Source organism: Pseudonocardia sp. EV170527-09, assembly GCF_008369905.1.
In the GTDB taxonomy this organism is placed as follows: Bacteria; Actinomycetota; Actinomycetes; order Mycobacteriales; family Pseudonocardiaceae; genus Pseudonocardia.
Map to the genome: position 1 here is coordinate 1 of NZ_VRMC01000039.1, position 13578 is coordinate 13578.

Annotated in this window: 13 protein-coding genes; 7 read left to right on the plus strand and 6 right to left on the minus strand. The window is 75.0% G+C overall.

Going from position 1 to position 13578, the window contains the following annotated elements:
• From FVA95_RS14030 to FVA95_RS14040, 3 genes are all read right to left on the minus strand, one after another.
• A partial coding sequence (locus tag FVA95_RS14030; RefSeq protein WP_149664620.1) for a leucine zipper domain-containing protein occupies positions 1-317 on the minus strand: 317 nt, incomplete at its 3' end.
• Between the two features lie 75 nt (positions 318-392).
• A complete protein-coding gene (locus tag FVA95_RS14035) occupies positions 393-1178 on the minus strand; it encodes an AraC family transcriptional regulator (protein WP_149664621.1) in 786 nt (261 codons plus the stop codon).
• 59 nt (positions 1179-1237) lie between these two features.
• Entirely contained in the window at positions 1238-1834 is a 597-nt protein-coding gene (locus FVA95_RS14040; protein WP_149664622.1) for a LysE/ArgO family amino acid transporter, read from the minus strand.
• A gap of 75 nt (positions 1835-1909) precedes the next feature.
• Here FVA95_RS14040 and FVA95_RS14045 point away from each other — a divergent pair, with 75 nt between their 5' ends.
• The gene (locus FVA95_RS14045) at positions 1910-2803 is read left to right on the plus strand and encodes a LysR family transcriptional regulator ArgP (RefSeq protein WP_075306736.1); all 894 of its coding nucleotides are present in this window, start codon (positions 1910-1912) and stop codon (positions 2801-2803) included.
• A gap of 31 nt (positions 2804-2834) precedes the next feature.
• On the opposite strand, the gene FVA95_RS14050 is transcribed toward FVA95_RS14045, so the two are convergent.
• The 3 genes from FVA95_RS14050 to FVA95_RS14060 form a co-directional block, all read right to left on the minus strand.
• Complete coding sequence (locus tag FVA95_RS14050) at positions 2835-3047, minus strand: hypothetical protein (protein WP_020626576.1); 213 nt, start codon at positions 3045-3047, stop codon at positions 2835-2837.
• Positions 3048-3086: 39 nt separating this feature from the next.
• Positions 3087-6671 carry a transglycosylase domain-containing protein gene (locus FVA95_RS32905; RefSeq protein ID WP_240051480.1) on the minus strand — a complete coding sequence of 1195 codons (3585 nt, stop codon included), beginning with the start codon at positions 6669-6671 and terminating at the stop codon, positions 3087-3089.
• 470 nt (positions 6672-7141) lie between these two features.
• Entirely contained in the window at positions 7142-7513 is a 372-nt protein-coding gene (locus FVA95_RS14060; protein ID WP_233147562.1) for a nuclear transport factor 2 family protein, read from the minus strand.
• A gap of 131 nt (positions 7514-7644) precedes the next feature.
• Between FVA95_RS14060 and thrS the strand changes: the two genes are divergently transcribed.
• From thrS to FVA95_RS14090, 6 genes are all read left to right on the plus strand, one after another.
• Positions 7645-9702: a threonine--tRNA ligase gene (gene thrS, locus FVA95_RS14065; protein ID WP_149664623.1), complete on the plus strand. Its 2058-nt coding sequence runs from the start codon at positions 7645-7647 to the stop codon at positions 9700-9702.
• Positions 9703-9711: 9 nt separating this feature from the next.
• Positions 9712-10269, plus strand: coding sequence for an HIT domain-containing protein (locus tag FVA95_RS14070; protein ID WP_149664624.1), 558 nt, complete (start codon positions 9712-9714; stop codon positions 10267-10269).
• Positions 10270-10364: 95 nt separating this feature from the next.
• Positions 10365-10979 (plus strand): phosphatidylinositol phosphate synthase, encoded by a 615-nt coding sequence (gene pgsA, locus FVA95_RS14075; protein WP_149664625.1) that lies wholly within the window; start codon positions 10365-10367, stop codon positions 10977-10979.
• On the plus strand, positions 10972-11862 hold the full coding sequence (locus tag FVA95_RS14080) for a phosphatidylinositol mannoside acyltransferase (RefSeq protein ID WP_240051481.1): 891 nt from the start codon (positions 10972-10974) through the stop codon (positions 11860-11862). The genes pgsA and FVA95_RS14080 overlap by 8 nt, the downstream gene beginning before the upstream one ends.
• On the plus strand, positions 11859-12983 hold the full coding sequence (locus FVA95_RS14085) for a glycosyltransferase family 4 protein (RefSeq protein WP_149664626.1): 1125 nt from the start codon (positions 11859-11861) through the stop codon (positions 12981-12983). Before FVA95_RS14080 ends, FVA95_RS14085 begins: the two co-directional genes overlap by 4 nt.
• Positions 12980-13567: an NUDIX hydrolase gene (locus FVA95_RS14090; protein WP_149664627.1), complete on the plus strand. Its 588-nt coding sequence runs from the start codon at positions 12980-12982 to the stop codon at positions 13565-13567. The genes FVA95_RS14085 and FVA95_RS14090 overlap by 4 nt, the downstream gene beginning before the upstream one ends.
• Positions 13568-13578: the final 11 nt, after the last annotated feature.

Genomic DNA, 13578 nt, shown 5'->3' on the forward strand with positions numbered 1-13578 from the left:
ACCGCGTGCACGGTCGAGGCGGCCATGCCCAGGCGCCCGGCGATCTGGACCGGGCCCAGCCGGTGCCGCCAGCGCAGCCGTACGATTCGCCGCACCAGACCGACACGGGTCTTCGTCGGTGAGGACCTCGGCCGTGAGCTGCGGTCGGCCATCCCCGCCGGCCCCTCGGCCCGGTAGCGGTCGGACCACTTCTTGGCGGTCCGCGCGGAGACCATGAACATTGTCGCGGCCGCGGTGTGGGTCCAGCCGTGCTCGACGACGAGTTGAGCGAGCCGCAGCCGGGCGCGCGGGGTCAGGGCGGCGTTAGCGTGGGACACGAAGGCCTCCGGTGGGTGAAGCGGTTCCTCGACAGCTCCACTTCACAACCGGAGGCCTTCGTCTGTCAGCCAGACTCACCGCCCCCGGACGGGACAACCTCCCTGGACATCACAGCTAGCTAGCGCGCGGAACTCGCGCGTGAGATGGGCCTGGTCGGCGTAGCCGCACGCGGCGGCGATCCCGGCGAGCGGGTCGCTGCCACGCCCGACCAGGCCCGCGGCCCGGCCGAAGCGCAGCACGCGGCGCGCGGTGCCCGGGGTCAGACCGACCTGGTCACGGAAGCGGGACTGCAGGTGCCGTTTGCTCCACCCGGTCCCCGCGGCCAGCTCCGCGACGCCGACGCGGCCGTCGGTGGCGAGGAGCCGGTCCCACGCCCAGCACACCTCCGGTGCGACGACGCGTGCGCGCGGGTCGAGCAGCCGCTCCGCCAGCAGTGCGTTGACCAGTGCGAACCGTCCGGCCCAGGTCGGTTCGGCGGCGAGGCGTGCGGGTAGCGCGGCCAGCGTGGGGTCGTGCAGCTCGTCCAGGCGCGGGACCGCGCCGCCGCGCAGCGCACGCCCGCCGAGCACGGTGAACGCCGCCGCCGGGGTGAGGTCGACCTGCACCCCGGCCTGTGGGCCGGTGAACTCGGTCAGCACCCAGGTGTCGCTCGGCGCGCCGACGAACGCGTCCGCCGTCGCGGTGCCGAGCGCGGGTCCGGACAGGGTCAGCGGATGCAGCCCCAGGATCAGTGCGACCCCGCCGGCCGCGGGCTGACGACGCCGCCGGGGCGCGGAGGCGTGTTCGCGGTAACCGAGCAGGCGCAGCACCCGGCCGCGCAGTGCGACGGGCGGCTGCACCGACACGTACTCGGCGGACACGGGTCACGTTCTACTCCGGGCGGCCGGGTCGCGCACCGCCGGGACGGTCCGGGCGGGACTCAGGAGACGGCGAGGCCGGCGGCGAGCCCGAGCATCACCGCTGCGACGACGCCGTCGAGCACCCGCCACGCGGTCGGCCGCGCGAACAGCCCGGCGAGCCGCGCCGCGCCGAAGCCGAGCCCGGAGAACCAGGTCAGGCTGGCCACGACCACCCCGGCGCCGAACGCCCACCGGCCGTCGTCGCCGTGCGCGGCGGCCAGCGACCCGAGGACGAGCAGGTCCAGCATCATGTGCGGGTTGAGGAAGGTCAGCGCGGCCGCGCTCCCCAGGACGGGTACGAGCGGCCGGGCCGAGCCGTGCGCGTCGGTGTCGAGCGAGCCGGGACGGACGGCGCGCCGCAGTGCCACCAGCCCGTAGCCGGTCAGCCAGACGACGCCGCCCCACCGCACCACCTCGACCAGGCCCGGTACGCGGTCGACGACCAGCCCGACGCCCGCGACCGCCGCGGTCACCAGCACCAGGTCGGCCAGCACGCAGAACAGCACCACCGCCGGGACGTGCTCGCGTCGCAGCCCCTGCCGCAGCACGAACGCGTTCTGCGCCCCGATCGCCGCGATCAGCGACAGTCCCGTCCCGAATCCCGCCAGCACACTCACGTCGCCGACGCTAGGCCGACCGCGTCAGGAAGACGTCGGGAACTGAAAGAACTTCATGAACTGTAGATTCGCTTCATGTACGACCGGGATCAGCTGGCCACCCTGAGCGCCGTGGTCGAGGAGGGCGGTTTCGACGCCGCCGCCGCGCGGCTGTCGATCACGCCGTCCGCGGTGTCCCAGCGGATCAAGGCCCTGGAGCGGCAGGCGCGCCGGATCCTGGTGCGCCGCACGCGTCCGTGCGTCGCGACCGAGGAGGGGGCCGCGCTGCTGCGGCTGGCCCGCCAGATCGCGGTGCTCGAGGGGGAGGTCGAGGCGGGCTTCGGCAGCGCCGACACCGCGGGCACGCACCTGCCGATCGCGGTGAACGCGGACTCGGTGACCCACTGGTTCCTGTCCGCGGTGGTGCCCCTGGCCGCCCGGCACGGGGTTCGGCTGGACCTGCACGTCGACGACGAGCAGTACACCGCGGCCCTGCTCCGCGAGGGGTCGGTGGTCGGGGCGGTCACGACGTCGTCGGCGCCGGTGCAGGGCTGCGCGGTCCGGCCGTTGGGCGCGACCCGCTACCGGCCCGTCGCGGCCCGGCCGGTGTACGACCGGTGGTTCGCCGGACGGGACCCGGCCGAGGCGTTCCCGCTCGCACCGCGGGTCGACTTCGGGTCGAAGGACGTGTTGCAGACCCGGTTCGTCCGCGGGCTCACCCACCGGCCGTGCACCGGTCCGGCCCACCGGGTGCCCGCCGCCGACGGCTACCACGAGGCGATCCGCGCCGGTCTGGGCTGGGGGATGTTCACCGACGGCCCGGCGCGGGAGGCGGCGGCCGCCGGGCGGCTCGTGCTGCTCGACGCCGATCGCCATCTCGACGTCCCGCTGTACTGGCAGCACTGGAAGCTCAGCACCACCGTGCTCGACGCGCTCACCGAGTCGGTGTGTGCGGCGGCGGCCACGATCCTGGTGCCGCCGTCCCGCTGACTGGTCGCAGATCCCGAGGCCCGGGGAGGTCTCAGATCCCGGAGCGCCAGGGGCGTCCGAGCCGGATGTCGCAGGTGATGACCCCGCGGTCGACGCCGGTGAGGTCCGCGATCAGGTCGCGGACCGCGTCCTCGGCCGCCCGGGGGTCGTCGACGGTGGTCGACGCCTCGATGCCCGGCACGTAGAGGGTGAGCCTGCGGTCCGCCCGCCAGGCCACCACCTCGAAGTGATGGTCACCGGTCACCCGTCCACGGTAGCCCGGCGGTGGCGCGAACGGGGCGGATCAGCCGACGGTCGGGTCCGCGGCACGGCCTGCGTCGCCGCCCGGCTGGGTGTCGTCCTGCGGGGCGGGCAGCGGGTCGCCGGTGGCCTCCGGGGCGCCGGTCGGGTCCACGGGGGCCGGGGCAGGCGGCTCGGCGGGGGCGGCCGGTTCCGCGGTCGGCTCCGGGGTGGGCTCGGCGGAGGGCGTGCTGGTCGGCGTCGCCGGGGCGGTCGGCTCGTTGGGCGCCAGGGTGGAGGGTGCCTCGCCGATCGGCCTGAACGCCGGGAACTCGGTCGTGCCGGTGGCGCGCACGGTGTCGGACATGAACTCCTTCCACACCGACCCGGGCAGGTCGGAGCCGTTGATCGGGCGGCCGGAGGAGTCCTGGATCGGGTCGTTGCGGTCGGTGCCGACCCACACGGCCGTCGCGATCTGGGGGGTGAAGCCGGCGAACCAGGCGTCGTTGTTCTGGCCCTCGAAGCGCGACTGGACGGTGCCGGTCTTGCCGGCGGCCTCCTGCCCGTCGGGCAGCTGCAGCCCGTCGTTGTCGACGACGTTCATCATCGCCTCGACGACGTTGCGCGCCACCTGCTCGGGGAAACGCTGCTCGCCCTCGCCGGGCTGGTACTCGTAGAGCACGCGCCCGTCGGAGTCGACGACCTTGGACACCATGTGCGGGGGGTGCCAGACGCCGCCCGCGGCGATGGTGGCGTAGGCCGACGCCAGCTGGACCGGCGTGACCTCCTTGTTGCCCAGCGGGAGCCGCGCGTCCGGGTTGTCCAGCGGCGCGGTGATCCCGGCGAGCCGGGCGGCGTCGGCGACCTTCTGCGGTCCGACCTGCGCGGCGAGCTTGGTGAAGACGACGTTGTTGGAGATCGTCATCGCCTGCTTGAGGTCGCAGCGCGGGCAGTTGGCGCCCTCGGCGTTGCGCAGCCCCGGCCGCTCGGACCCGTCGAAGGTGGTTCCCAGGCCGATCGGCGGGTCGTTCAGGAGCCCGGCGAGCACGGCGAACGGCTTGAACGTCGACCCGGGCTGCTTCATGACCTGGGCGTAGTCGAGGCCGGTGCCGTTCGATCCGCCGTAGTAGCCGACGATCCCGCCGGTGCGCGGGTCGATCGCGACGGCGCCGGTGCGCAGCAGCTCGGGCTCGCCGCGCAGCTTCTGCTCGACCGAGTCGGTGAGCTGCTGCTGGCGCTGCGGGTCGATCGTCGTCGTGACCTGGAGGCCGCCCTGGGCGAACGCCTGCTCGGAGATGCCCAGCGAGCCCAGTTCGGAGCGGACGGCGTTGAGGATGTGGCCGCGTGCGTCGGTCAGCGACGACGACCGGGAGGTGTTCTGCGGCGGGATCGTCTGCGGGAACACCGCGGCCCGCCGGTCGGCCGTGGTGATCCAGCCCTGGGCGTTCATGCCGTCGAGGACGAAGTTCCAGCGCTGCTTCGCCCGTTCCGGGGAGTTCGCCGGGTCCCAGTTGGACGGTGACTGGATGATCCCGGCGAGCAGCGCGCCCTCGCTGGGGGTCAGCTGGGCCGCGGGCTTGCCGAAGTAGGCGAGGCTGGCGGACTCGATGCCGTAGGCGCCGCGGCCGAAGTAGATGGCGTTGAGGTAGTCGTTGAGGATCTCGTCCTTGGACTTCTGCCCGGAGACCTTCAGCGAGACGATCAGTTCCTTGTACTTGCGCCAGTAGGTCGCGTCGTTGCCGACCAGGGTGTTCTTGACGTACTGCTGGGTGATCGTCGATCCGCCGCCGACGCCGCCGGTCAGCTGGTTGACCATCGCGCGCAGGATGCCGGTGAAGTCGAAGCCCGGGTTCGAGTAGAACGACCGGTCCTCGGCGGCGAGCACGGCCTCGCGCACGTGGATCGGGATGGCGTCCATCCCGACCTTGATCCGGTTGCCCTGCTCGGGCACCAGCCGGGCGAGCTGCCCGCCGTCGGCGTAGGAGACGGTGGCGATCTGGTTCTGCACGGCGTCGTCGGTGCTGGGGATCGGGAACAGCAGCCAGCCGATCCCGAGCAGCAGCAGCGGCAGCAGCACGATCGACGCGGCCGTCCCGACCAGCGAGTACACGATCTGCCGGCGGCGCCGGGCCCGGCGCTCCTCGGGGGTGAGAGCGGCCTTCTGGTCGGCGTCGAGGATGCCGAGGCGGCGGCGCACGACACCCACTCCGGGGCCGACGAGTGCGATGACCCGGTCGAACGGTCCGTCGGGCTCGGCCCGGCGCCGGCGGCGCGGGCCGGGGGCCGCGGCGTCGACGAGCTCGGTGCCAGCGTCGTCGCCGGGGGCGGGGACCAGCGCGGTGGGTGCTCCGCCGTCGGTGCGGGGGCGGGCGGCGGGCACGAGTCCGGTGCGGGCCGCGGCGGCGGGGGCGAGCGCGGTCGCGTCGTCGTCGAGTCCGGATCGGCGGCGGCCGCCGGTGTGCGCGGGGAGGGCGTCCGTGGCGCTCCCGGCGCTTCCGTCCGGTTCGGGACGACGACGGCGTCCGGTGCGGAGGGTGCCGCTCGTGCCGCCCGGGGCCGACGGGCCCGGGATCGGTGCCGGGGGCGCGGCGAGGGCCCCTGTGGTCGCCGGGGTCGCGGTCGTTGCCGTGGTCGCCGGAGTGGCCGTGGTCGCCGGGGTGGCGGCGGTTGCCGGGGCGGTCCGTGCGGATCGGGTCGGGGGCACCGCGGGCCGTGGGACCGGCGGCAGCGAGGGGTGCTGCCCGGGGCGGGGTGCGGCGGCCCGGGGTGCGGCGGCCGACGGGCCGGCGGCGGGGCTCCGGCGGGGCCCGGTGTCCCGGCGCCCCGCGGCGGGCGGGGTCGGGCGGCCGGGCGGCGCGGACGGGGTGGACGTTCCGGCCGGACGGGACGGTGCGGGGCCTGCCGACACGCCGGAGGGCGCGGGGCCGGACGCCGTGGGGCCGGGCCCGTCGGTACCGGGGCGCCGCTGTGGGCCGGTGGTGTGCCGGTTCCCGGTCGGCGTGGCCCCGGTCGGCGTTGTCCTGGTCGGGGTGGCCCCCGTCGGCGTGGCCCCGGTGGGGGCGGGCGGACCTGCGGGCGTCGCGCCGGTGGTGCCGGGCTGCGGGCCGCGGCCGGGTTCGCGGGGCACGGTGCCGCCGCGCACACGCAGCCCGACCTTCGTGCTGCCCCCGGAACCGTGGACCCCGGAGCCCGCCGCGGCGGCACCGTGCGCGGATGACCCGTTCGCGGCAGCACCGTTCGCAGCGGATCCGTTCGCGACTGCACCGTGGGTGCGAGCGCCGTGCGCAGGGGCGCCGTTCGTCGGTGCTCCGGTGCCCGCGGAGGCGGCCTCGTCGGCCCGCCGGGAGCGTCGACGGCGGCCGTCCGCACCGGCACCGGGCAACCTGTCCGCGCCGGCGCCTCGCGGTCCGTCCGGGCCGGGGCGCGCGGTGGACCCGGTGGCCCGCACGACGTCGGTGAAGGACCGCGCCTCCGGCTCACCGGACCGCACATGCCCGCCTGCGGCGGGGGCGCCGTGCCGTGCCGGGGCGCCGGAGTCGGCGCGGGCGACCTGGTCGCTGCTGTGTCGTCCGGTCGGGCGTCGTCCGGTCGGGCGCTCCTCGGTGTCGACCGCACGACCGGAAGCGGACGCACCGTGGGAGCCGGACACACCATGAGAGCCGGACACACCGTAGGAATCGGACTCGGGAGAGCGGCGCGACCGCGGCGGTGGGGGCGGGCCTGCGGGCAACCGGCTCTCCCTTCTGGTCGTCTGCCGGCGCAGCCGGACGGTGGCGTGGTCTCACCCGGTCAACGAGCTCCCTGCGTCAACGAGGGACCGGAGGGCGGCGTTGTGCCCACCTGATCGACGTCACTCGAATGTCGGCACGTCAGCGGGGTGATGGCGCGCTCCGTGACCGGATCGCCCGATCATGGTGCGGCATGTGGACCATCGTGCCCGCGGCCGAAGGGCTGCACAGGCGAGACGATCACTGCATCGAGCAACGGCCGGTTGTGTGCGACGACGCGCGAGCGAGCCGGGGCCGGACGGCCGGACGGCGGTATCCGGCGGGACGACCGGCCGTCGTCGGTCGCCGGGCGGCGGCAACCCCGTCCCCGACCTGCGGCGACGGGCCCGGGTCAGGAGAGCAGCGGGCCCATGCGGTCGCGCAGTGCGACCGCGGCCGACAGCGGCCGCACGAGCACGGTCAGCTCGCGGATGCGGCCCTCGTCGTCGGTGCGCAGCACGTCGACCCCCTGCACCTCGCGCTCCCCGACGGTCGCGGTGAACTCGAGCACGTGGCCGTCGTCGCCGGAGTACTCGGCGACGTAGCGGAACCCGCCGAAGACGGTGAACACCGCGCCGAGGATGGGGCGCAACGCCTCCCGGCCCCGGTAGGGGCGGTGCACGACGGGCGAGCGGAACTCGACGTCGTCGCGGCAGAGGGCGACGGCCGCGTCGAGGTCTCCGGCCTCGATCGCGGCCCGGAAGCGGGCGGCGGCGTCGTTCACGTCCGCGATCATCCCCGGCCGCCCCGGTCCGGGGCCACCCGGCGCCCGTGTTCCCCGCGGTCGAAACCGGTTCGCGCCCCCCGACTAGCATCGGAGGTCCATCCGTTCGCACCACCGCAGGAGGCACCCCCGTGTCCGCACTGTCCGCCCCGCCAGCGTCCGCCCCGATCCGGGTGCCGGCCGGGACGACGGCCGGTGCGCGCGTCCGGGAGGGCGGGCTGCCGACCAGCGGTCCCGAGGCGATCGTCGTCGTGCGCGACGCCGAGGGTGTCCTGCGCGACCTGGCCTGGGCCCCCGAGGCCGACGCCGAGGTCGTGCCGGTCCCGGCGAACACCGAGGAGGGGCGCAGCGTCATCCGGCACTCGGCGGCGCACGTGCTCGCCCAGGCCGTCCAGCAGCTGTTCCCGAAGGCCAAGCTGGGCATCGGCCCGCCGGTCACCGACGGCTTCTACTACGACTTCGACGTCGACACCCCCTTCACCCCCGAGGATCTGAAGAAGATCGAGTCGGCGATGAAGAAGATCGTCAAGTCCGGCCAGCGCTTCGAGCGCCGCCGCTACGCCTCCCGCGACGAGGCCCGCGCCGAGCTCGCCGACCAGCCGTACAAGCTGGAGCTGATCGACCTCAAGGGCGGTGCCGACTCCGACGGCGAGGTCATGGAGGTCGACTCCTCCGGCGAGCTCACCGTCTACGACAACGTGCACGCCCACACCGGCGCGACCGTCTGGTCGGACCTCTGCCGCGGCCCGCACCTGCCGACCACCAAGTACATCCCGGCGTTCTCGCTGACCCGCTCGGCCGCCGCGTACTGGCGGGGCGACCAGGCCAACGCCCAGCTCCAGCGGATCTACGGCACCGCGTGGGAGTCCCAGGAGGCGCACGACGCCTACCTGGAGCGCATCGCCGAGGCCGAGCGCCGCGACCACCGCCGCCTGGGCAGTGAGCTGGACCTGTTCAGCTTCCCCGACGAGATCGGGTCGGGCCTGCCCGTCTTCCACCCCAAGGGCGGGGTCGTCCGCAAGGAGCTGGAGGACCTCTCGCGCGAGCGGCACGCCGAGGCGGGCTACGAGTTCGTCTACACCCCGCACGCGACCAAGGGCGCGCTGTTCGAGAAGTCCGGGCACCTGGAGTGGTACGCCGAGGGCATGTACCCGCCCATGCAGCTCGACGCGGAGTACACCGCCGACGGCGAGCTCAAGCGGCCCGCGGTGGACTACTACCTCAAGCCGATGAACTGCCCGATGCACAACCTGATCTTCGCCTCGCGCGGGCGGTCCTACCGCGAGCTGCCGCTGCGGCTGTTCGAGTTCGGCACCGTCTACCGCTACGAGAAGTCCGGTGTCGTGCACGGCCTGACCCGGGCCCGCGGCTTCACCCAGGACGACGCGCACATCTACTGCACCCGCGAGCAGATGCAGGGCGAGATCCGCAGCCTGCTGCAGTTCGTGCTCGACCTGCTGCGCGACTACGGCCTCGACGACTTCTACCTGGAGCTGTCCACCCGCAACCCGGAGAAGTCCATCGGGTCCGACGAGTCGTGGGCCGAGGCCACCCAGGCGCTGCGCGACGCCGCCGAGAGCTTCGGGCTGGAGCTGTGCGACGACCCGGGCGGCGCCGCGTTCTACGCCCCGAAGATCTCGGTGCAGGCCCGTGACGCGATCGGCCGCTACTGGCAGATGTCGACCATCCAGGTCGACCTGATGCTGCCGGACCGCTTCGAGCTGGAGTACACCGCCTCCGACGGCTCCCGGCAGCGCCCGGTCATGATCCACCGCGCGTTGTTCGGGTCGATCGAGCGCTTCTTCGGCGTGCTCACCGAGCACTACGCCGGCGCCTTCCCGGCGTGGCTGGCGCCCGTCCAGGTCGTGGGGATCCCGGTCACCGAGGCCCAGGACGACTACGTCCGCGACGTCGCCGCGCGGCTGCGTGCCGCCGGCATCCGGGTCGACGTCGACTCCGGTGACGACCGCATGCAGAAGAAGATCCGCACCCACACCCTGGCGAAGGTGCCGTTCCTGCTGCTCGTCGGCGGACGCGACGTCGAGGCCGGTGCGGTCAGCTTCCGGTTCCGCGACGGCTCGCAGACCAACGCGGTGCCGGTCGAGCAGGCGGTCACCTCCATCATCGAGTGGGTGCGCTCGCGCACGAACACCTCGCCGACCGCGGAGAGCTTCCCGGCCGGCGCCTAGGATCGGCGCATGGAGCAGGAGTGGGTCCCGCAGGAGGGGACCGGGACGCCCGACGGCTTCGCCCGGCTGTGGACCCCGCACCGGCTCGCCTACATCCAGGGTGCCGGTGACACCGGCTGCCCGTTCTGCCGGATCGCCCGGGGGGAGACCCTGGGCGACTCGGCGGACCCGGACGCGGACAACCTCGTCGTCGCCCGCGGCGACGAGGTGTTCGCGCTGCTCAACCTGCACCCGTACAACCCGGGGCACCTGATGGTGCTGCCCTACCGGCACGTCGCGGACCTGGAGGACCTCACCGACTCCGAGGCCGGTGAGCTGATGGCGTTCACCCGGCAGGCCGTCGTGACCATGAAGAAGGTCGCGGCGCCGCACGCGTTCAACGTGGGGCTGAACCTGGGCCACGTCGCGGGCGGGTCGCTGGCCGAGCACCTGCACCAGCACGTCGTCCCGCGGTGGGGCGGGGACGCGAACTTCATCGCCGTCGTCGGGCAGACCAAGGTGATCCCCCAGCTGCTCGCCGAGACCCGCGACCAGCTGGCCCGGGCGTGGGAACCGCCACGTCGCTGACTCCGGCCGCACCCACGGCGGGCGGATCCGGTGTCGGACTAGGCTGGCAGGGTCCCCCCACCGTCGCCGTCCTGCACGGGAGCACGCAGCCGCCGATGCTGAACCTGTTCGCCCGCGCGCACGTCAACCGGCTCACCGACCCCGTCGGACGAGCCCTGATCGACCGCGGTGTCAGCCCGGACACCGTCACGGTGCTCGGCACCGTCGGGGCCGTGGCCTGCTCGCTGGCGTTCCTGCCCACCGGGTGGCTGGCGCTCGGCGCGGTGCTGGTCACCCTGTTCGTGCTCACTGACCTGATCGACGGCGCGATGGCCCGTGCCCGCGGGCACGGCACCCCGTTCGGGGCGGTGCTCGACTCCACCTGCGACCGGATCGTCGACGGCGCCCTGTTCGCCGGGCTCGCCTGGTGGGCGCTGACCGGCGGGGCCGAGCCCCTCGCCGGTGCCGCCGCGCTGGTGGCGCTGGTCGGCGGCCAGATCGTGTCCTACGTCAAGGCCCGCGCCGAGTCCGTCGGGCTCACCGCAGAGGGCGGTCTCGTCGAACGCGCCGAACGGCTCATCCTCGGCCTGGTCGGGGCGTTCCTGTCCGGCGTCGGGGTGCCGTGGGCGCTGACCGTCACCCTCGTCGTGCTGGCGCTCGGGACGGCGGTGACCCTCGGCCAGCGGATCCTCGCGGTACGGCGGAGCTCCCGCGAGGCTCCCCGTGCCTGACCTGCGGGAACGCACATCCGCCGCGCTCGGCGTCGCCGGGTACGCGGCGGGCTGGACGGTCGCGGGGCGGCTGCCCACGGGCGTCGTGGAGCGGGTGTTCGACGCGGGCGCCGCGCTCGCGGTGCGCCGCGACGGCCCGGGGGTGCGGCGGCTGCGGCACAACCTGCGCCGGGTCCGCCCCGACGCGACCCCCGCCGAGCTCGACGCGCTGGTCGCCGTCGGGATGCGCAGCTACGCCCGCTACTGGCGGGAGGCGTTCGCACTGCCCGGGCTCGACCCCGCCGCGGTGCACGCCGCGATGCACCCGCACGCCCACGGCGTCGCCGACGCACTCGCGGCCGTCCGGTCCGGGCGCGGGGTCGTGTTCGCCCTCCCGCACGCCGGCAACTGGGACCTGGCCGGGCTCTACCTGCTGCGCGAGCTCGACCGGCTCGGGCTCGAACCGGCACTGACCACCGTCGTGCAGCGGCTGCGCCCGGAGCCGTTGTTCCGCCGGTTCCTCGCCTACCGGTCCGGGCTGGGGTTCGAGGTCGTGACCGCCGACGACCCCCGCACGGCGCACCGGGCGCTGACCGGGCGGCTCCGCCGTGGCGGCGTGGTCTGCCTGGTCGCCGACCGCGACCTGTCCGGCACCGGCACCGAGGTGACCTTCCTCGGGGGGCCCGCCCGGCTGTCGCCCGGCCCGGCCCGGCTCGCCCGGCTCACCGGTGCCGCGCTGCACCCGGCCTACCCCTACTTCACCGACGACGCCTGGGGCGTCGAGGTCGGCGCGCCGGTCCCGCCCGGCCCCGACGCCGTCCAGCGCCTCGCCGACGCCTTCGGCGACATGATCGCCCGCCGTCCGTGGGACTGGCACATGCTCCAACCGGTCGGTGCGGGATGAGGATCGGGATCGTCTGCCCGTACTCCCTCGACGTCGCCGGGGGAGTGCAGCGCCACGTCCTGGACCTCGCCGCCGCGCTGCGCGGGCTCGGGCACACGGTCGAGGTCCTGGCCCCGGCGACCGGCACGGCGCCGGAGTTCGTCACCCCGGCCGGGCGGGCCGTCGGCGTCCCCTACAACGGCTCCGTCGCCCGCGTCGCGTTCGGCCCGATGACCCGCCACCGCACCCGACGCTGGCTCGCCACACACGACTTCGACGTGCTGCACGTGCACGAGCCGACGACCCCGTCGGTGTCGGCGCTGGCGCTGCTCGACGCTCGCGGGCCGGTCGTCGCGACCTTCCACACCTCCACCGAACGGTCCCGGGCGCTCGCGGCGTTCGGACCCATGGCGCGGCCCCTGCTGGAACGGGTGACGGCGCGGATCGCGGTGTCGGCGACCGCGCGCCGGGTGCAGGTCGAGCACCTGGGCGGGGACGCCACCGAGATCCCCAACGGCGTCGACGTCGCCCGGTTCGCCCACGGACCGGCGCTGGACCTGCCGCCCGCGGTGCGGGTCGGCTACGTCGGCCGCTTCGACGAGCCCCGCAAGGGCATGCCGGTGCTGCTGGACGCGCTGCGCCGGGTCGTCACCGACCGGCCGGACGTGCGGCTGCTCGTCGTCGGCCGCAGCGACGGCGACCGGCTGCTGCGCACCGCGGGGCCCGGGCTGGCCGAGCGGATCGACCTGCTCGGTCCGGTCGACGAGGAGACCAAGGCCGCCGCGCTGCGCTCGGTCGCGGTGTTCTGCGCACCGCACCGCGGCGGGGAGAGCTTCGGGATGGTGCTGACCGAGGCCATGGCCGCGGGCACCCCGGTGCTGGCCGCGGACCTCGAGTCCTTCCGCGCCGTCCTCGACGACGGCCGCGCCGGCGCCCTGTTCCCGCCCGGCGACGACGCCGCCCTGGCCGCCGCGCTGTCCGGCCTGCTCGACGACGACACCGCCCGGGCCCGGCTCGCCGCCGCCGGTCGGGAACGGGTGCAGCGCTACGACTGGCCGGTCGTCGCCGGGGACGTGCTGCGCGTGTACCGGGCCGCGATCGCCGCCGCCCCGCGACCGCTGGTGCGCGGGGGCGCGCGGTGAGCACCGCCGTCGCCGCCGGGACAGCGGTCCTCGCGGCACTGCTGGTGGCGGCTCTCACCCTGTGGTGCGTGACACGGGTCCGGCGGCTGCACCGGCTGCACGTGCGGGTCGACGCCGCCCGCGCCGGGCTCGCCGCGGCGCTGGACGCCCGGGCCCGGGTCGCGCTCGCCGTCGCCGAGGTGCTCGGTCCCGCCGCGCCACCGGACCTGCGCCGGGCCGCCGTCGCCGCGCGTGCGCTGCCCGCCCCGGCGCCGGACGGCCGCGACCCGGCCGGGAGCCGCGCCGCCCGCGAGGCCGCGGAGAACGCCCTGACCAGGCAGCTCGCCGCCGTCCGGCGGGGACCGGGGGAGCCCGCACCCTGCGGCGACCTCGCCGAGGCGGAGGCGCTGGTCGTGCTGGCCCGCCGGGTGCACAACGACGCCGTCCGCGACACCCGTGCGTTGCGGTCCCGGCGGCTGGTCCGGATGCTGCGGTTGTACGGGACCGCACCGGAGCCGGTGTACTTCGAGATCGCCGATCCGGAACCGCCGCGTTCACCTGCGCGACCTCACGTAGAATCACGACGCAGTCCGACCGTCATGTGAGGAGCTCCGAT

Excerpts from the sequence above, each read along its gene's own strand:
- FVA95_RS14045 (WP_075306736.1), top strand. The coding sequence starts at position 1,910 with ATGTACGACCGGGATCAGCTGGCCACCCTGAGCGCCGTGGTCGAGGAG.
- FVA95_RS14070 (WP_149664624.1), top strand. The coding sequence starts at position 9,712 with ATGGAGCAGGAGTGGGTCCCGCAGGAGGGGACCGGGACGCCCGACGGC.
- pgsA (WP_149664625.1), top strand. The coding sequence starts at position 10,365 with ATGCTGAACCTGTTCGCCCGCGCGCACGTCAACCGGCTCACCGACCCC.
- FVA95_RS14085 (WP_149664626.1), top strand. The coding sequence starts at position 11,859 with ATGAGGATCGGGATCGTCTGCCCGTACTCCCTCGACGTCGCCGGGGGA.